The organism is candidate division KSB1 bacterium (genome assembly GCA_034521575.1).
GTDB lineage: Bacteria > Zhuqueibacterota > Zhuqueibacteria > Residuimicrobiales > Krinioviventaceae > JAXHMJ01.
In genome coordinates this window covers 1,714,090-1,733,469 of sequence record JAXHMJ010000005.1, presented here as the reverse complement: position 1 = coordinate 1,733,469, position 19,380 = coordinate 1,714,090, and the positions used below count along the sequence as shown (strand labels likewise).

Sequence of the window (19,380 nt, the reverse complement as noted above, 5' to 3'; positions counted from 1 at the left end):
CTTTAGTAAATTCTGTAAACATTTTCCCTTGTGTCACCCTTTAGCATACCGACTAAATCTATATAAAGTTTGCCCTGGATCAAGTTGTTCGGTATTAGAAAATTATAGATATATGGTTCTTTGTTAGCAATCACAATAATATCACCAAATTTAACAGCTTCCTCTATAGAATCCACCAAAACACCTTCAATATGTGGCAGCCTTTCCAGCAAATAGCTTTTGTTCCTTCCAATTAATTTTGACAGATTGAGATTTTTGTCATAGATTTTCACATCAAAACCTTTCCCTAAAAAATATTCAACGAGTTCCAATGCGGGGCTCCATCTCAAATCATCGGTACCAGGTTTAAAGGTAATTGAGAGAAATGTGATCTTGCTTTTATTTATTTCCAAAATAAGTTCTTTGGCGAACTGAATGTGAGCATCATTGCTTTCAGAAATCGCTTTGAGCAGCGGTGTATGCAGATAATGGTCATGCGAAATAATGTTCAGCGCTTTTAAATCTTTGGGCAGACAGGAGCCGCCATAGGCGAAACCCGGCTTTAAATACTGTGGAGAAATATTCAAGACTTGGTCTTTACAAAACAGCTGCATGAGATCCTGACTGTTCACCCCAAGTCTGTTGCAGATTCTGCCAATCTCATTCGCAAAAGATACTTTTAAAGCATGAAATGAATTGTTGACCAGTTTGATGAGTTCTGCAATTTCAATGTCTGTAACAATAATCTCTCCCTGAATTTCTTGATAAAGGCTCTTTAATTTATCAATTGCAGAGTTGTTTTCAGACGCCAGTATCGTAAACGGCGGTGATAAAAAATCCTGAACAGCTGTGCCTTCCCGCAGAAACTCCGGGTTGGAAACGACAGAAAAATCTTTATTACAGGATTTGCCGGAACGCGATTCGAGAATAGAGATGATCTCTTTGTGGGTCCCCGGTAGAACGGTAGATCGAATAACTGTAATATGATGCTCTTTTTTCTTTTTCAATGTATCGCCTATGGAGTCGGCGACCGAGTAAACGGCATTCAAGTCCAAATGACCGTCAGGTGAGTTCAAGGTCCCGACACAGATAAGAGATATCTCAGAATGCAAAACTGCATATTCGGCATCAACCGTCGCCTTTATCCGGTTTTCTTGTCTGCCTGTTTTAACAAGTTCATCGATTCCTTTTTCTTCAATTGTCGCAATGCCTTGATTGATCATTCGGACTTTATCCTTTTGCCTGTCCACACCAATCACAGTGTTGCCCAGCTGAGAAAAACAACCCATACCTACGCAGCCCACATAGCCCAATCCAAAAATGGATAAATTCATTTTTCATACCGTTCGCTTAAAGTTAAAACGCAAATGGACAGGATTTATTATCTGTCCTGCCCATTTAATTCACCTGCAGTTTTTATCACTCAACCCTTTATCGGGCGACTATGGGGTTGATGTGAATGTGTTTTTTCTCACCCGGTAAACTCGTTCCCCACCTTGCGCGCTCTTTCCGGTTTATCCAGATCAATATTCAGATGCAGTCCGATATCCACCAACAGATTCCATCCGGCGCACAAATAGATATAGGGCATAAATTCATCCACATGCGGCACCTTGATGGTCGGAAACGGCGTGTCCCGGTCCGCCACCGCCACAACGTTCAAACCGACGCCCTTGACCAGCACGTCCTGGAATTTTTCGATTTCATCATCGATCGGATTCATGACAAACACGATATCCTCGGCGTTCATGACTTCTTCGATGCCGTGAACCGCATAGGTCCCTTCCAGGAAATCGGATTTTTCACGCGTAATTTCGTTGGTTTTCAGTGTCAATTCTTCGGCGGCGCCGTCATTGTATCCGGCGAAATAGATGGTCGGCGCCTGGGCTGCTGTTTTAATAATATCCGGATCAATTTTCAGGGTCAGTGCGTTCTGTATCGCGTCGGCCAGTTTCGGCAGGGCGGGTTTCATATCTTTTCCCGCGATATTCCAGAGAATCGAGTCATAGACCAGCGCCTGTTCCACGACACTTTTGGTGGCGGCAACCGCCTGTTCCCAGCCGCAGTTCAGCACGATGGTTTGGGTGCAGGTGTTTTCCAGAACCGTATCCCGATTGGCAGTCAGGGCAAACCGGTGCGGATTGCCGGCTTGCGCGAGCATTTTGGCCAACAGCACGACTTCCTTGGTGCGTCCGGAATTGGATGCGCAGAACACGGAAAAACGCGACAAATCGTACTGGGCGGCCTGGCGTGAGCCCTCGGTGACCAGGTTGAGGTCAACGCCCCAGGTCAATGCCCGCCGTATCATGTGTTTGGCCGGGAATAACCGGCTGGAGCCTTCTCCGGTGAGCAGCAACCGTCCCACACTGGAAATGATCGAGCTGACGGAACGGGTTTGGGACGGATCGAATTGTTTGACAACATCAACCGTGTCCAGCATTTCACGCACGAGTGCGTATTTTGAATCCGATGTCATGGGGTCCTCCTGCTTTATAAATTATTCTCTGTCTTGAAGTTGTTTGATTTTATCTTTATAGGTTTCGGTTTCCTCGCGAACCTGTTTGATAAAGCTGTTGTCTTCAACCGTGCCGATCGCGGCCAGCATTTCATTCATATTCCGGAAAGTCGCCTGCCGGAACGGATTTTCATAATCCTTTTCTCTCGAAATGAAAACCTGATCACGGACATATTCCTGAAGATGCAAAGCTTTATCCAGCATATCCAGCCATTGTTGATCGGACGGTTCTGCCGTGCCCAGGTACTCACAGAGTGTGGCAAAGGCATGCTGTTGTTTCAACAGGGGATAATTTTCCCACAGTTCATCGTACCGTTTGTGAATATTCGCCCATGATGAGAGTTTGCCGCTGCGGATCTCTTTGCGCAGCTGGTCTACGTCCCGTTCGCGGATCAGCTGTCCGCCGATATTCATCCATTTTTTTTCCCGGTCGCCGGACAGACGCGCTCTTGCGTCCTGGAATTTCATTTCAGGATAGTCGAACATGAAATCCATGATATTGTTCACAGCATAGCGGCACAGCATGTCCCCGTAGGCTTTATATCCTTGTAATGGTTTCAAAACAACGCTGCGTCTGCTGCTCTTTTCCATGTTCTCTCCGGTTACTTTGAGATCGGTTGGCCATTTCGAACCGGCAAGGGTTTGGCGTCCCAGACTGATGTACTCGTGCGTGTTTTGATCGTCTGTTTTTTGCTTTCGAGTACGCGCCAGTGCTTTGCCCGTCCACCATTCGAGCAGTTCACGGCCCCGAAAAATTTCTTCCACCGTATCAGGCGCCAGGGAATCGTATTCGATATGCTGACGTTTGAATTTGCGCTTGTCGCGTTTGGTGAATTTCCAGCTGTTGCGGGCCAGCGCATACATATTGTAAAGCCACCAGAACGCCGGCAGAACTTCCAGTTGATCCTGGCCGACATTGTTGTTGACCAGTGAAAAGGGCAGGGGAATGTTCAGTTCCGCGGGAAAATCCGCTTTTGCCAAAAGAGTAAACGAAGCAAATTTGCTGGAATGTTTGACGCTGGTGCATAACCCCGGCCAAAAGCCGCGGCCGGCTTCAATCTCGTTGTCGTTCGCCCGACTGTTATGATTGGAGCCAATGGTGGCGCCCGCAGCCAGATTGCTCTGTCCCTTGACCACCGAGGCGATGAGAAACGAGTTGTTGTGATGCTGTTCGTGCGCCGGAAAGATTAGGTTGTTCAACACTTCACAGCAGGAAATGGTCGAATTGTCGCCGAGATACGAATTGATCAAGCGCGCGCCGTATTTTAAACTGGAATGCGGACCGAGAATAAAGCGAACCGCCTTGCATCCGTAGAAAATGTGACAACCTACGCCGATAATGCCGTTGACCAGTTCAACCCCCTCGCCGATCTGGGTGGATTCATCTGATGTGGAATTGATGGTCAGGTTTTTGATTTTATTGGCGCCTTTAATATAGCAGTGTGACCCGATTTTAACATCTTTGATAATTCGCGAGTTTTTAATCACCGATTGCGTCCCGACCATGCCGTAATAACCGCGCCTGGAGTCGAATTGATTTTGCGTGAGTTCGCCCAGTTTTTTCAACAGGTCCTGATCATCACGGTATTTGGCCCATAAATAGGCGTCTGCGGGAAGCATGCCGTCAAAGGGCATGATTTGTCGGCATCCGGTCTCATTCATAATATCCAGCCACACCCGCACATCTTCCGGTTCTCCGTCTTTGACAATGCCGTTGCCGAATTTGGAGTGATTGGTGGTGTTCATTTCATCGATATTGGCCAGAATACAGCGCTCGCCGATGATATAAAATGCCAGGTATTGCACGTTGTGTATAGCAGAATCATTGCCAATATCACAGGAAATAATTTTACTGTTATAGATCCCGACGGGCAGATGCAGATCATGATGGCTTAGCACTTTATTTGATAGACGGCCGATTCTGACTTGGCCGAAAAATTCAGTATTGTTCACCTGTTCCGGATTGAATTCATCCGTCACCCAGATGTCATCCCAATCCGCGGCGCGGTTGCCGTTTTTGACCAGATACTCAACTTCGGTAGAGGCCAGGTGCCGCCATACGGATTCGGATATCGGCGTTTGTTGATTGCGTAAATAATATTCATCCCGGCCTTTGGGCAGAAATTCGGAAGGAATGAAATTGCGCCCGATTTGATCAGGAGACTGAATTGCAACGGTATCCATAACAGAAACTCCTTGTATAGGGTCTAATGATGAGCAATCGAAACTTTAAGAATCAACGGATGCCTGAAGAGGCATCCGTTGGTTTGCGCTATGCTTTTTTACGTGAACGGTTGATCAGGAACGCAGCCAAAAGGACAAATGCAGTTAGTGAAACAAACTGTCCCAGAGGTTCCGGCCAGCTGATGCCCAGTCCATAGGGCAAATGACCGGAAAAGGCGGCGAATGCCGCGATAAATACGCCCATCAACCCTTCGCCGGCAATGAAACCGGAGCCCAGAAGAACCCCTTGTTCTGATCCTTTTTCCTCAACGGTTGCAGCTTTTTGTTTCTTTTCCATGAAATAACGGATACAGCCGCCGACAAATACCGGGGTCATGGTGGAGAGCGGCAGATAAATGCCGACAGCGAACGGAAGGGACGGTACACTGAGCAGCTCCGCCATCAAGGCCAGAGAGGCGCCGGTCAGTACAAGTCCCCAGGGCAGATCCGCCTGCAGTACGCCTTCGATCACGGTTTTCATCAATGTGGCCTGAGGCGCGGGGAGTTCGGGAGAGCCGAATGAAAAGGCATGCCCCAAAAGCCACACAGCCCCGGCGATGGCAAAGGCTGAAGTGGCAGCTCCGATCAGTTCCGACATTTGCTGGCGTTTGGGTGTGGCGCCGATGATATACCCGGCTTTTAAATCCTGAGAGATATCTCCGGCAATCGATGACGCCACCGCGACCACGGTGCCAATGGTCAGAGCCGTCGCCTTGCCGAAATCATCGGTCCAGCCCAGCGCGTAAAACAAAAGACTGGTACCCAGCAACGTGACGATGGTCATGCCGGATGTGGGATTGGAAGACACACCGACCAAACCGACAATCCGGGATGAGACCGTGACAAACATAAATGCAAAAATCGCGATACAGACCGCACTGATAATACGGATCAGCAGAGTGGTATCCATACCCAGGATAGTGGGAATCAGGATAAGCGCCAGAATAACCAGTAAAACACCTAACAGCACAATATTCATCGGCAAGTCATGATCGGTTCTCAGCGGTTTTGCCTCGATATTCGATTTGTGCAAAATTTCTTTTAATCCGACTTGAAGCGATTGGAACATGGTCGGGACGGATTTGACCACGGTAATGATCCCGCCGAATGCCACAGCGCCGGCGCCGATATAGCGGATATAGCGGGTCCAGATTTCAGCGGCGCTCATATCGCGAACCAGTAGATTGGTCTCCGGGAACATGGGAGAAGCGAGTCCCTGTCCAAAATGGTTGATCAGGGGAATCAAGCCCACCCAGGACAATAAACCGCCGGCCACCATGATCGCCGCAATACGGTAGCCGAGGATATAGCCGACGCCGAGCAAAGCAGGGCCGGCTTCCAGACCGATTTGGGCTTTTTTTATAATGGGTAGTTTGAGGTTCAGTGATTCCGGCCACAGTTTTAAAAAACTCATAAAAAACTTGTAACCGGCTCCTACACCCAGACCGACAAATACATTTTGGGCTTTGGCGCCGCCTGCATCCGAGGCGATGTAAACCTGTGCAGCGGCCGTGCCTTCCGGGTAGGGCAGGGTAAGATGTTCTTTGACAATAAGAAACCGGCGCAACGGGATCATAAACAACACACCGAGGATGCCGCCCAAACCGGCCAGCAGTCCGATTTGCAGCAGCGAGGGTGCAAAACCCCATAGAAACAGGGCCGGTATGGTAAAGATGATACCGGAGGCCAGCGATGAACTTGCCGAGCCCGTGGTCGCGGCGATATTTTGTTCCAGAACATTTGATTTTCCCAGAATCGGCTGCAAAAGACGGAACACAGCAACCGATACAATGGCAAGCGGAATCGCCGTGGAAATGGTGAGTCCGACGCGCAGTCCCAGATATGCATTGGCCGAGCCAAATACAATTCCGAAAATAATTCCGAATATAACACTCTTGAGCGTAAAATCTTTGAATGTCTGATCAGCGGGCACATAGGGTTTAAATTCGGCCATAGTCTTCCTTTCTGATTGTGATTGCATGCATGCCGAAAATAGTAAATTTCCGCAGAACAATCAAGATACTTTTTATCAGAGACCGATTTGAGATCATTGCTGAGGTATTAAAAAAAATCATACTCTGTTACCGAACTCGCACACCATTCGTCTTGAATCATCAGCTTTATTTTCTGCACGAGTTTGAAATCCCGGATGATTCCCTTTAAATAAATGGCTTGAGGTATTGGTTTTAAATCGCTGTTTTTGTACCTTGAGTTTAAATACAACAGGATATCTATGGAAAAACTCGATTTAACGGAATCAATTTTTATTCTCACCTATTTGGGACTGACCATCTGTTTTGGTTATTTTTTGCGGATTCGTGAAAAGCGCAGCGAAGCGGTACAGTTTTTACTGGCCGGACGGCGACTGACCCTGCCGTTGTTTGTGGCCACTTTGGTTTCCTCCTGGTACGGCGGTATTTTGGGTGTAGGCGAGTTTACTTATCGATACGGTATTTCCAATTGGCTGGTATTCGGTGTTCCTTATTATCTCACAGCGCTCGGATTTGCGTTTTTAATGGCGCGCCGCGCCCGATCGCGACTGGTGTATACCATCCCGGACCAAATGTCAAAAGTTTATGGACTGCGCGCTTCTTATGTCAGCGCTTTGTTTGTGTTTTTCATGACCTCCCCGGCGCCCTATGTGCTCATGCTGGGCGTATTGCTTAACTTTTTTTTCGGCTGGCCGCTGTGGATCGGGGCATCCGCCGGCGCGCTGTTTAGTCTGGTCTATGTGTTTTTTGGCGGATTCCAGTCTGTGGTCAAAACCGACATGTTCCAGTTTGCTCTGATGTTCATCGGATTCATCCTGGTGGTCGCCTTTGCGGCCGGCGAATACGGCGGGTTGCCGTTTCTTACAACAGAGTGCCCGGATTCGCATTTCGTATGGGATGGGGGACAGGGCGCCGCCTATATCATCGTCTGGTATTTTATCGCCTTGCAAACCTTTGTGGAACCGACGTTTTATCAGCGCTGTTTTGCCGCCAAAGATACGAATGTGGCCCGCACCGGATTGCTCTTGTCCGTCCTGTTCTGGTTTGTGTTTGATTTTTTAACCACCAGCGCCGGACTTTACGCCCGGGCTATTATTCCGAATCTGGATAATCCGCTCACAGCCTATCTGCACTTGTCACAAAGCGTGCTGCCGCCTGTATTATCCGGTTTGTTCATGGCCGGATTAACCGCAACCGTCATGTCCACACTCGACAGTATGATGTTCATTTCAGGCATGACCCTGGGACGGGATTTTTTATGGGTGATTGCCAAAAAAGAAGAGGCGCAGGTTTTCAAGTACACCCGCATCGGGTTGGCTGTTACGACGGTGCTGAGTGTACTGCTGGCTCTGTACGGCCGTTCCGTGGTTCAGCTCTGGAAAGAGCTGGGTTTTATTGCCACCCCGGCGCTGTTGTTTCCTGTGGTTTCCAGCTTTTTTGATCGAATTCGCATGCAAAGCCGCTCGGCTTTTTTAACCATGGTCAGTGCCGGCAGCATCTCTGCGGTCTGGACGTTTTCAGGCGCTCTGGGCCTGACCTCACATGACTATCTGTGGAATATTGAACCGATTTATCCGGGTTTGATCATCGCGGTTGCCATTTTTTTGACGGATCAGATGGTGCAAAAGTCCTTTCGCAGTTGATTCAAGTGACAGGCTTGGATCTCTACCTGTGATGATGCCATTCGGCTCGGTTGTAAAATAGTAATTCTCAGGATATTGCATTTTTGGCAAATATTTAGTACATTGTGCTATCGAATCAGAAAACCACACTGTTTCCCCCAGATTATAAAATGAGTGATATGGAGATGAATTATGAAAGAACGCATTCATAAAGCGGTATTGGCGTATTCCGGCGGGTTGGATACCTCGGTCATTATACCGTGGTTGAAAGAACATTACGGCTGTGAGGTGATCGCGTTTGCCGCCGATGTGGGGCAGCGTGAAGAACTGGACGGCCTGGAAGAAAAAGCGATTGCCACGGGCGCGTCCAAATGCTATATCGAAGATTTGCGCAAACCCTTTATCGAAGATTATATCTGGCCGACCCTCAAGGCGGGTGCGATTTATGAAAATCAGTATCTTTTGGGCACTTCATTTGCCAGACCCATCATCGCCAAACGTCAGGTGGAAATTGCCGAGGCGGAAGGCGCCGACGCAGTGGCGCATGGCTGTACCGGCAAAGGCAATGATCAGGTGCGCTTTGAATTGACATTCAAGGCTTTTAATCCAAAGCTTAAAGTGCTGGCGCCCTGGCGCGAATGGGATATCCGGTCGCGTGAAGATGCCATTGCCTATGCCAAAGATAAAAAGATTCCGATCACCGCGACAACAGAAAAGATCTACAGCAATGACCGCAACATATGGCATATCAGTCATGAAGGCGGCGATCTGGAAGATCCCTGGAACGCGCCCAAAGATGATATGTTCATGCTGACCCATTCACCGGAACAGGCTCCGGATCAACCCGAGTTTGTCGAAATTGAATTCCTGAATGGTGTGCCGGTGGGCGTGAACGGTCAGCGGATGGAAGCTGTCACGCTGCTGCAGACACTGAATCAGATCGCCGGAAAGCATGCCATCGGTCGCGCAGATGTGGTTGAAAACAGACTCGTCGGTATGAAATCCCGCGGGGTGTATGAAACGCCGGGCGGCACTTTGCTGTACAACGCGCACCGGCAGCTGGAATCCCTGGTCCTGGACAAGGAGACCATGCATTTCAAGGAAATGATATCACCAAAGTACGCGGAACTGGTTTATAACGGCGCCTGGTTTACACCGCTGCGCGAGTCTCTGGATGCCTTTGTCGAATCAACCCAGCAGAATGTGACGGGTGATGTGCGTCTGAAACTGTACAAAGGCAACATTATGATCGAAGGCCGGCGTTCACCCTACTCGCTTTATCGGGAAGAACTGGCGACATTCGGTGCGGAAGATGTGTATGCACAAAAAGACGCTGAAGGCTTTATCAACTTGTTCGGATTGCCTCTCAAAGTCCGTTCGCTGGTTGAGATGGACTGGGGCAAAAAGCCGAAATACAAAGAACCGGATTACAGCAAATTCAAGCGGGATTAACATGAGCAGTGAAAAAATCTGGAGCGGCCGTTTTACAAAATCCGTGGATGCCCTGATGCAGGAGTTCAGCGTCTCACTGGACATTGATCAGCATTTGTTTGATGCGGATATTGCCGTGAATAAAGCCTGGGCCGGCGCATTGTGCAGGACCGGTATATACACAGATGCGCAGACAAAGCAGGTTCGCGATGCATTAAATGCGATTCAGAAAGATTATCACGAGGGTAAATTGACCTTTCCGGATCACGCCGAAGATATTCACTCGGCCAACGAGCACTGGCTCACAGAACGTCTCGGCGAAACCGGAGCCCGCATTCACACAGGACGCAGCCGCAATGACCAGGTGGTAACTGATTTAAAACTCTATTTAAAAGAAAAGAATCTGGACTTGCAGCAAGCCATTTTAATACTCCAGTCCGCGCTCACCAACAAAGCTGAGGAACACAGAGATACTGTTTTGCCGGGACAAACACATCTGCGCCAGGCGCAGCCCATTTCATTTGCGCATTATTTACTATCATTCTTTTTCCAACTGCAAAGAGATGTTGACCGTCTCAATCAGGCTTTTGAGCGCTGTGACAGCATGCCGCTGGGAGCCGGAGCCATTGCCGGCGCCGGGTTTGACATTGACCGTATTCAACTGGCAAAAGAACTGGGGTTCAGCCGGATCACTGAAAACAGTTATGACGCCACGTCTGATCGTGATTATGTGAATGACCTTTTGTTCTGCTGCAGCCAGATTATGGTACATATCAGCCGAATGGCCGAGGATTTGATCATCGTGTCGTCCGAAGGCTACCGGTTTGTTGAACTCGATGAACTGTTTTCCACGGGCAGCAGTATGATGCCGCAGAAAAAAAATCCGGATTCTCTGGAACTGATCCGCGGAAAAACAGCGCGGGTGATCGGAAATCAAGTATCCGGACTGACCCTGCTAAAGGGCGCGCCTACGGCCTATGTTCGGGATTTACAGGAAGACAAAGCGCCGGTATTCGATTCTTTATATCAGACCACCCTGTCTGTGCGGATATTGGCCGGAGTGGTGGAGACACTTGCTGTTTTCCCGGATCGAATGCGCGCCGCATTGACTCCTGACCTGTTTGCAACGGATATGGCTGATTATCTGGTTCGCAAAGGCATGCCGTTTCGTCAGGCGCATCGTGTGATCGGGAAAATCGTTGCAAACGCTGAACAAAATGGAACTGCATTGAATAGCTTATCCCTTGACATTATGAAACGTCACTCGGAACTGATTGATGCGGATATTTACGAGTGTTTTAATCCGCAGAACGCTCTAAAGAATCGCAATATTGCCGGCGGCACCGGGCCGGTTTCTATAGAACATCAGATCAAAAAAGCACGCGAATTATTGAAACAACCTTTAATAAAAATGTGAATTAAAATTTTGGAGAATTATGAAAGTCAAAGATCTTTTGGATCAAACACCCACTACATTTAGTTTTGAATTTTTCCCGCCCAAAAGCGAGGACGGCTGGGAAAACCTGTTTAATAACATTTCAAAACTTCTTCCTCTTAAACCCTCCTACGTCAGCGTCACCTATGGCGCTGGAGGGTCCACGCGTCACCGCACACACGAGCTGGTGGTGCGCATTCACAAGGAACTGGGATTAACGGTGGTTCCCCATTTGACATGTGTTGGGTCTACGAAAGACGAGATTGCAAAAATAATGGAGCGCTACCAGAAAGAGGGCATCGAAAACGTACTTGCCCTGCGCGGTGACGCTCCGGATGACAATGAAAAATGGACAAAGACAGAGGGCGGGTTTGAATACGCCTGTGAACTGGTTGCCTTTATCAGAAAAAATTTTCCGGATTTTTGTATCGGCGTCGCCGGTTTCCCGGAAGGTCATCCGGAAACCCCAAACCGGCTGGTTGAACTGGATCATCTAAAAGCCAAAGTTGACGCCGGAGCCGACTATATCGTCACCCAGTTCTTTTTTGCCAATCAGGACTTTTATGATTATCAGGAACGCTGTTCACTGGCCGGCATTGAGGCGCCGATCATCGCCGGAATCATGCCGATCATTTCCACCCAAGGCATGCATCGCATGTCGGAACTGGCCGCCGGGTCCCGAATTCCGGCTCCGTTGTATCGATTGATTACGCGTGCTGTGAATGAAGAATATGTGGAACATGCCGGTGTGCACTGGGCCAGTGAGCAGGTACGGGATCTGGTGGAAAATCAGGTCAGGGGAATCCATTTTTATACATTAAACCGTTCCAACGCGACGTTGCGGATTTATCAATCGCTGGGCGTTAAAAATTCGAAACAGTTTTTAGAGACTTGAAAAATACCGGCACGCAGAGGCGCAAAGACGCAGAGAAAAAAAGTCTGGATATATTGCTTGTTGATGAAACGGTAGTAGTAGATGTCAAGTCCTGTGAACGGCTGCATCCTGTTTACAAAAAAACCGGACGAAATCAGGCCTATTGTTGGATCTCAATATACCAGTTATGCGGGATAGTATTGCGCGAGTTGTACGAGGTTTGGAAGAGCAGCCAGATTTAAAATATTGAGACGCAGCGGGGACATGATATGATATTGTTTTTCTCAGCGACCTTTGCTTCTTTGCGTGATATGGTTTTTTAAAGGATTAGCACGCATATACAAAGAAAAGCAGTCATCATTCGTGATAAAACCAAAAAGCCCCTGTCAATGACAAGGGCTTTTTTTTAGTCTATTTCAAAAGTATCATGCGCTTGACGTCGGTATAATCACCTGCCTTTAATCTGTAAAAATACAATCCCGTCGCCACTTTCAGTCCCTGATTATTTGTCGCGTTCCAGAGCAGTTTGTGGTGTCCGGCGGTCTGGCGTCCGTCCCATAAGCGTTTGACATGTCGTCCGCGCAGATCATAAATATCCAGAATCACGTGCTCGGGACCGGGCAGTGCGTACCGGATTTCAGTTGTGGGATTGAACGGATTGGGATAGTTCTGCTCAAGCGCAAATTCCGTCGGCACTGTTTTTTCTTCTACCGCGGACGGATAGGTGAAATGTGCTGTAATCGTTTTGTGATTGTTCAGCGTAATCACTTTGGTGCTCAATGAATCCGTTGGATCATCGTTCCAGTGATCAAACACCATATTTTCTGCCGGTGTGGCCAGTAATGTGATCGGAGTGCTGTACGCATAATCCGGTTGATCCGGCATTTTCTGGATGTATCCGGAGCCTTCCGGAGCAACCCGGGTGCTCAGCAAACATCCGCTCACAATGACACTGTGCGTTTCCGACCACTCGGACAACACGTCCTGATGGGTTTTGCAACGGGCTCTGACGCGGATCAGATAACTGCCCGAAGCCAGATACTTGTGTTTGTAAAAATCTTCTGACCAGGCCAGATCATTATAAGCTGTGAATGACGGAACGCCGGATTGATCCAGTTCTTTGACCATCAGCGCACTCGCCAGCTTGCCTTTGTATTCATGGCCCATGCTTCCGCCAAAATCGATTGAAAGTGTGACTTTTCCGTCATTACCGCCGGCAATGTTTCGGAATTGCGCCACATAGCCGGTTTGGGAATTGTCGGACGGAAGTTTGACAGAGCCGGACCGGGCTCCTGTATAAAGAGATTGCCCAAACTGATCCTTGCCCTGCGAACTGTTGTTGATAAATTCTTCCGCTCCTTTCAAAGTGACAACAGAGGCGCGATCCCAGCCGAAATTGTTGCGATCGGAAAAGAATGCAAGGGTGTAGCGTTTGTCCGGATCCAGACCGGATAATGTCAGCTGCAGCGGTTCATTCGGTTCATTTATGGGCTGTATGGTTCCGCGACAATCCACAATTTGATTAAAGATATCCCAGGCATCTGTTCCTGTGGCCGGGTCAGCGCCGAGCATCGCATGTTTTTCCGGATTATAGGTTCCACCTTTTACTGTCAATGTAACCGAGGTACGGGTCCCTGATTCATAATCCAAAAGATTGCCTGTGCCCGGCAAGCCGCTGTTTCCGTTCGGCGAGGTGATTTTGGTGATATTGTTCTCACTCTGGGAGTTGAGTTCTACCCAGTCGGAACGGTTTCCATCACCCCAGTCAAACTGGAATTGCAGGTTGTGGCCCAGGTTGCTGAGTGCGTTATGGATTTGAAAATGCAGTACATCATTTCTGAACGCATCCGACAATCCGAAAATCTCCGGGGTCTGGATGTTTTCATCCTGTTGAACAAAATTGGCGATAATGTTCATGTCCTCGGTTAACGCGACGGTAGTGGGGTTCAGATTGTCTTCGATATCGCCGCTCCAAAAGGCAAATTTGAATCCTTTTTTCGGTTTTGCTTCGAGCACAACGGTTTCACCGGAAACGACCATCGTATCGCCCGAAACCGGGGTGGTGCTGCCGCCTTCATAGGGACTGGCTTTAATCTGCAGTGTGTACATATCTTTGATGAAACGAGCCGTGATGTTTTTATCGCTGTTCATCAGCACCTGGGTGACCGAGGTGTCGGTGTCCGTCACGTCGCCTTTCCATTCCAGGAACCGATAGCCTGCGGTTGCAACCGCCTTTACGGTCATGACACTGTCTTTTTTCAGCGTGTACGTACCGGCCATGGGTACGGTGATGCCGCCCTGATCCGGATTCAGCGCGATTGTCAGTGTATGCCTTGTCGGCTGAACTGCCTTGAAACTCGCAATGATGAGTTTGTTGCCGGTCATTTCAACAGCAGTTGTCGGTTTTTGGGCCTCAGCCACACCACCGCTCCAGCCGGTGAACTCAAAACCGGGGGACGGAATGGTGGTAATATTGACGGTTTCTCCCTGGCGGTACTGGTGCGAACCGACTGCAGGAGCCGTAACTCCCGCTCCGGATGGATTGACAATCATTTCCAGAGTAAACTGTTCTGCCTCGCCCTTTTCAAAGACCGCGGTTACCGATTTGTTGTTTTCCATATGGATGGTTGTTGTCGGGCTGTTGGGATTGGCGACCTCACCTATCCATTTTTTGAAATAATAGCCTTCATACGGCAATGCGGTTATCGTGACGACTTCACCCACTTGATAAGAATGAATACCGGTTGCGGGCGCTGTGGTTCCGTAATCAATGGGACTGACACTCAGACTTAGAATCGAAGTGGGAATGTCTTTTTGACGAAAGACAGCCACAATGCTTTTATGCCGGTCCAGCTCAACCGTGGTGGTGCTGTCTGTGGGATCTGTCACATCACCCTGCCATCCGATAAATTCATAACCGGATGCGGCTTTTGCGCTGATCGGGATCACACGGTCTTTGTCACCGGTGTACGTACCGGCTGTCGGAGTTGTACTGCCTCCGTTTACAGGAATATGCGAAAGCGTTAATGTGGTTTTGCTGGTTTGTTCGGTTGTAAAATGCGCTCTCACGGTCTTGTTGGAACTCATTCTGATATAGGTCGAAGACTTGTCCATCGCATTGACATCACCGGTCCAATGTGAGAATTCGTATCCTTCGGTCGGAACCGCCGTGATGTTTACTTTTTCATTGACGGCAAATGAATGCTGGCCGACAGCCGGACCGGTTAATCCGCCTCCTTCCGGATTTATCTGCATAGTCAGAAAAACCTGACCCGTCGCCTGCTGAAAGTTCGCCGCGATCGAGTGGTCCAGATTCATGGTGATGGACGTCGTACTGCTGTCCGGTTGCTGTACCGGCCCTTGCCAGGTGGTGAATTGATAACCGGGCCAGGGCAATGCCTGCACCATCACCTGGGCGCCGCTGTTGTATTCGTGTTTTCCGGGCGCCGGAATGACCGTTCCGCCGTCGGTAGGATTAGCGGCAATGGACAATGTCCGCCGGGTGCCTTCTATTTCACGAAAATGCGCGATGACGCCCTTGTCCGCATCAATGGTAATGCGTGTTGTGTCATTATAAGGCTCTTCGACATCACCGGTCCAGAATTCGAATTTATACCCCTGAGCCGGATTTGCAATAATGGTCAGTGTGGTTCCCGCTACTATCTGATGCTGCCCGCGAACCGGCTGGGTAGTGCCGGTCGCTTCAGGGTACACATCAATGGTAAAGGTATAGGTGGTTTGTCCGGCTTCAAAATTAGCAGTGACCGTTTTATTGCTGTTCATGACCACATGCGTTTGTGCGCTGGACGGATTGTCTACGCCTCCGCTCCAGCTGCTGAACGTATAACCCGCATTTGAAACGGCAGTCAATGGCACAGAAGTCCCGGCTGAATAGGTGTAAACCCCGGCCTGGGGCGTGGTGGTTCCGCCGTTTGCGGGATTCGCCTGAACGGTCAATTGGTATTCATTCGGCTGGTCCGCTTCAAAAACCGCTGTTATTTGCTTGTCCGCTGTGATGTTGATCGTTGTTGTTGCCGATGACGGATTGGCAACATCGCCTTGCCAGTGCGAGAATTGATAACCCGCAGCAGCGAATGCCCGAACTGTCACTGTCTCGTCTTTCTCATAGGTATGCGAACCGACAGAAGGCTGGGTTGTGCCGCCGCTGGATGGAGAAGCGTTCAGGGTCAGTGTATATTCATTAATTTGAGAAAAGTTGGCCGCTACCGCCTTGTTTTGGTCCACGGTGACCGTTGTTGTGGCGCTGGACGAATTGGTTACATCCCCGGTCCAGCCGACAAACTTATAACCCGGCGCCGGCACCGCTTCGATCTGAACTTCGCTCCAGGAATCATATTGTTTGGTGCCTGTGTACGGATTTACATCACCCCCGGCGGACGGAGATGCCTGCAGCGTGAGATCGTACTGGAGGTGATCAAAATAGGCTTTGACCAGTTTGCTGGCATCCATGGTTACCGTGGTCTGCGCCTGATTGGTATGGGCAACATCTCCCTGCCAATGTGTAAAACTGAAACCCGGATTCGGAAAGGCTTCGACGTTGACCACGTCATTACGAGTATAAGTGTGTTTGCCAATACCTGGAGATACGCTGCCGTAACTGTTGTTATTCATCCGCATGGTTAGTTCAACGGTGGATGATAGTTGAAAATAAGGTTTTAAGCTGCGATTTGAATTGACCTGAAACGACAGGGTCGGATTGGTCAGGCTGCTGTTGTTATTCCAGTTTACAAATTCGTAATCCGTGTTGGCTGTGGCTGTAATTTCAAACGTTTCTCCCTCAAAACGGGTATAGTTGCCGGGACCGGGAGTGGTGCTGCCGCGGTCGGTTTGATCGGGAGGAAGCACACTGATTGTGTATTCATCCAATGCTTCAAAATTAGCCGTAATGGTTTTGTCACCATCGATCAGCACAGTGGTCTGAGCGCTGTTGGGATCAGTGACAGCGCCGCTCCAGTTTGCAAATCGGTAACCACTTTCCGGTATGGCTCTCACAGTGACCACGTCGCCTTCGCCGAATTGATGCGATCCGACCGAAGGCTGTGTAGCGCCCCAACCACTTTGATTGATGTCCATGGTTAAGGTATACTGGGTGGTTTGATTGGACTGAAAATGAGCAATAATGTTCTTGGCTGCATCCACCTGGAGCGTGGTTGTTGAATCGAACGGATCAGCAATGCCGGAACCTTCCCAGCGGGAAAAATGATATCCCGCATTGGAAATGGCTTCTATATTGATTTGTGTGTTTTGTTCAATAGCGTGCGTTCCGGGCGCGGGAACCGTCGTACCGCTGCCGTTCGGCATCACGCTTATGTTGACCGAATAGGTTGCCATCTCTGCAAAGGTGGCTGAAATGGTTTTGTCTTCATCCATGATCACTGTGGTGTTTGCAGAATTGGGATCGGCTACATCTCCATTCCATTGGACAAAATAATATCCGGAAGCCGGGGTTGCAGAAATACTGACCACATCTCCCGAGTTGTATGTATGGCCTCCGGCAACCGGTGTGGTGCTGCCGCCGGGCGTGTCATCGATGGTCAACGTGACCTGCTGCCGTTGAAAATAAGCGGTGATTGTTTTGCTTGATGTCATGGTTGTGCTGGTCGATGGATCATTGGGGTCTGCGACATCTCCCTGCCACCCGACAAACTGATATCCGCTGGCCGGGACGGCAAACAGGGATACCACATAATTGTCGCCGTAGGCATGGGTTCCTGGTGACGGATTGGTGGTGCCCCATGCTGGTTCATTGACCTGCAAGGTCAAGTAATGGTCACTGGGCGCAAAATTCGCGGTAACCACCTTGTCCGCGTTCATCACTACCGTTGTTGACTGAGCGTTAGGGTCTTCTACGGCTCCGGACCATCCCTGAAACACATATCCGTCGACCGGGTTTGCTGCGATGCTTACAATCTGTCCGCCATCGTAAGTGTAGGTTCCAGCCGAAGGAGAAGTCGATCCGCCGGCACCGGGATTGGATGAAAGGGTTAAATCATATTCTTCCTGCTCGAAATTGGCGACAATGGTTTTGTTGCTGTTCATGGTCACTGTGGTCGTCGCACTGTTTGGATCCGCCACATCGCCGCTCCAGTTTACAAACCGATATCCGGCATTGGCTGAGGCGGTTATGGTGACCACGGAATCCCGGCTGATGGAATAGCTGCCGGCTGCGGGGGTGGTCGAGCCCCGGGTTGAATTGTTGACATCCATGTTCAGGGTATACTGATCCGCTGTTATCGGCTGAAATTCAGCGGTGATGGATTGATCTGCTGTTATGGTTGCCGTGGTGTTGGCGCTGTAGCTGTCGGCAATTCCGGTGCCATACCATTGCACAAACTCGTATCCGCTTATAGGAGTGGCTTTGATTGTGATTTCGCTGCCCGCGCATACATTGGTATCTCCGACAGTGGGCACGGTGGCGCCTGTACCCGCCGGGGTAACGCCCATGGTGACCGTATAGCCAATACAGGAAAAGTGTGCCGTGACGGTCTCGTCTTCTGTCATGGTGATGGTTGTTGAAGCGGACTGGGTATCCGCAACGTCTCCTTCCCAGTAATCAAATTCATATCCCGATTCAGGGAGGGCTGAAATAGAAACGGTTTCCGTGTAATGATAGGGATGGGTTCCCGGTGCAGGGGATGTGGACCCCCCGGTGGTGGTCTGCGTGGTCAGATACATATAATCGGTGACACCGCCGCTCAGCCCCACCACAGCGGTTCCCAGTCCCTCAAAGGGTACGGGGCTGATGGGAGAGCCTGTGTTGGGATCGTAAAATTGCACTTCTCCTGAACTCAGAGTATATACTTGTGAACGACTGGCATCCCACATTTTAAATGTCATGGGATTTCCCCCGGTAAACCCCGCATCTCCGTCGTCATGCTTGTAGGCGTTCAAAAGAGCCGGGCTTGATGCCGTGGGCGGCTCGGATAATACGGCAACGCCCACACAGAGAGAACCGTCAAAGACAGCGACTTCATCACCTGCGGTTAACGACATTCCATGATATGCAGCCTGAATAATATAAATATTCATCGGCTGGAAATTACTGGATGGCGGCTGAAAATGACTTGCCTGCACCGAACCAACAATACCGAGTATCAGAATCAATGTGACAAAAAACAGCTTACTATGTTTCATATGTTGCCCCGTATTTTGAAAAGGATTACTTTTAACAGAAATAGCATAGAGAACCCATGCATGTTTTAGGCCAAACGTTTGCAAATCGCAAAGAAAAAAAGCGTCTAATAAGTTATATAAAAATAGTAAATTAATATGAAAATTACAAAAGGGTT

9 protein-coding genes are annotated in these 19,380 nt (G+C 49.3%); 4 read left to right on the top strand and 5 right to left on the bottom strand.

Annotated elements, in window-relative coordinates; all coding sequences use genetic code 11:
• Positions 1–2: 2 nt before the first annotated feature.
• The 4 genes from U5R06_20735 to U5R06_20720 all read right to left on the bottom strand — a co-directional run bounded on the left by U5R06_20735 (position 3) and on the right by U5R06_20720 (position 6,671).
• A complete protein-coding gene (locus U5R06_20735) occupies positions 3–1,313 on the bottom strand; it encodes a nucleotide sugar dehydrogenase (protein ID MDZ7725172.1) in 1,311 nt (436 codons plus the stop codon).
• Between the two features lie 137 nt (positions 1,314–1,450).
• Positions 1,451–2,455 (bottom strand): sugar isomerase, encoded by a 1,005-nt coding sequence (locus tag U5R06_20730; protein ID MDZ7725171.1) that lies wholly within the window; start codon positions 2,453–2,455, stop codon positions 1,451–1,453.
• A 21-nt stretch (positions 2,456–2,476) separates the two neighbouring features.
• Positions 2,477–4,678, bottom strand: coding sequence for a DUF4954 family protein (locus U5R06_20725; protein MDZ7725170.1), 2,202 nt, complete (start codon positions 4,676–4,678; stop codon positions 2,477–2,479).
• Between the two features lie 88 nt (positions 4,679–4,766).
• Positions 4,767–6,671, bottom strand: a complete 1,905-nt coding sequence (locus tag U5R06_20720; GenBank protein ID MDZ7725169.1) for an oligopeptide transporter, OPT family — start codon at positions 6,669–6,671, stop codon at positions 4,767–4,769.
• A gap of 279 nt (positions 6,672–6,950) precedes the next feature.
• Here U5R06_20720 and U5R06_20715 point away from each other — a divergent pair, with 279 nt between their 5' ends.
• The 4 genes from U5R06_20715 (at position 6,951) to metF (ending at position 12,091) form a co-directional block, all read left to right on the top strand.
• Complete coding sequence (locus tag U5R06_20715) at positions 6,951–8,351, top strand: sodium:solute symporter family protein (GenBank protein MDZ7725168.1); 1,401 nt, start codon at positions 6,951–6,953, stop codon at positions 8,349–8,351.
• A 171-nt stretch (positions 8,352–8,522) separates the two neighbouring features.
• A complete protein-coding gene (locus tag U5R06_20710) occupies positions 8,523–9,782 on the top strand; it encodes an argininosuccinate synthase (GenBank protein ID MDZ7725167.1) in 1,260 nt (419 codons plus the stop codon).
• A gap of 1 nt (position 9,783) precedes the next feature.
• Positions 9,784–11,178 carry an argininosuccinate lyase gene (gene argH / locus U5R06_20705; protein MDZ7725166.1) on the top strand — a complete coding sequence of 465 codons (1,395 nt, stop codon included), beginning with the start codon at positions 9,784–9,786 and terminating at the stop codon, positions 11,176–11,178.
• A gap of 19 nt (positions 11,179–11,197) precedes the next feature.
• Positions 11,198–12,091: a methylenetetrahydrofolate reductase [NAD(P)H] gene (gene metF, locus U5R06_20700; protein MDZ7725165.1), complete on the top strand. Its 894-nt coding sequence runs from the start codon at positions 11,198–11,200 to the stop codon at positions 12,089–12,091.
• A gap of 390 nt (positions 12,092–12,481) precedes the next feature.
• Here the strand turns inward: metF and U5R06_20695 are convergent, their stop codons facing one another.
• Positions 12,482–19,225, bottom strand: coding sequence for an InlB B-repeat-containing protein (locus U5R06_20695; GenBank protein ID MDZ7725164.1), 6,744 nt, complete (start codon positions 19,223–19,225; stop codon positions 12,482–12,484).
• Positions 19,226–19,380 lie beyond the last annotated feature (155 nt).

What these genes read in the sequence shown, in the direction of transcription:
- U5R06_20715 (MDZ7725168.1), top strand. Translation starts at nt 6,951, where the DNA reads ATGGAAAAACTCGATTTAACGGAATCAATTTTTATTCTCACCTATTTG.
- U5R06_20735 (MDZ7725172.1), bottom strand. Translation starts at nt 1,313, where the DNA reads ATGAATTTATCCATTTTTGGATTGGGCTATGTGGGCTGCGTAGGTATG.
- U5R06_20710 (MDZ7725167.1), top strand. Translation starts at nt 8,523, where the DNA reads ATGAAAGAACGCATTCATAAAGCGGTATTGGCGTATTCCGGCGGGTTG.
- U5R06_20730 (MDZ7725171.1), bottom strand. Translation starts at nt 2,455, where the DNA reads ATGACATCGGATTCAAAATACGCACTCGTGCGTGAAATGCTGGACACG.
- U5R06_20720 (MDZ7725169.1), bottom strand. Translation starts at nt 6,671, where the DNA reads ATGGCCGAATTTAAACCCTATGTGCCCGCTGATCAGACATTCAAAGAT.
- U5R06_20695 (MDZ7725164.1), bottom strand. Translation starts at nt 19,225, where the DNA reads ATGAAACATAGTAAGCTGTTTTTTGTCACATTGATTCTGATACTCGGT.
- U5R06_20725 (MDZ7725170.1), bottom strand. Translation starts at nt 4,678, where the DNA reads ATGGATACCGTTGCAATTCAGTCTCCTGATCAAATCGGGCGCAATTTC.
- argH (MDZ7725166.1), top strand. Translation starts at nt 9,784, where the DNA reads ATGAGCAGTGAAAAAATCTGGAGCGGCCGTTTTACAAAATCCGTGGAT.
- metF (MDZ7725165.1), top strand. Translation starts at nt 11,198, where the DNA reads ATGAAAGTCAAAGATCTTTTGGATCAAACACCCACTACATTTAGTTTT.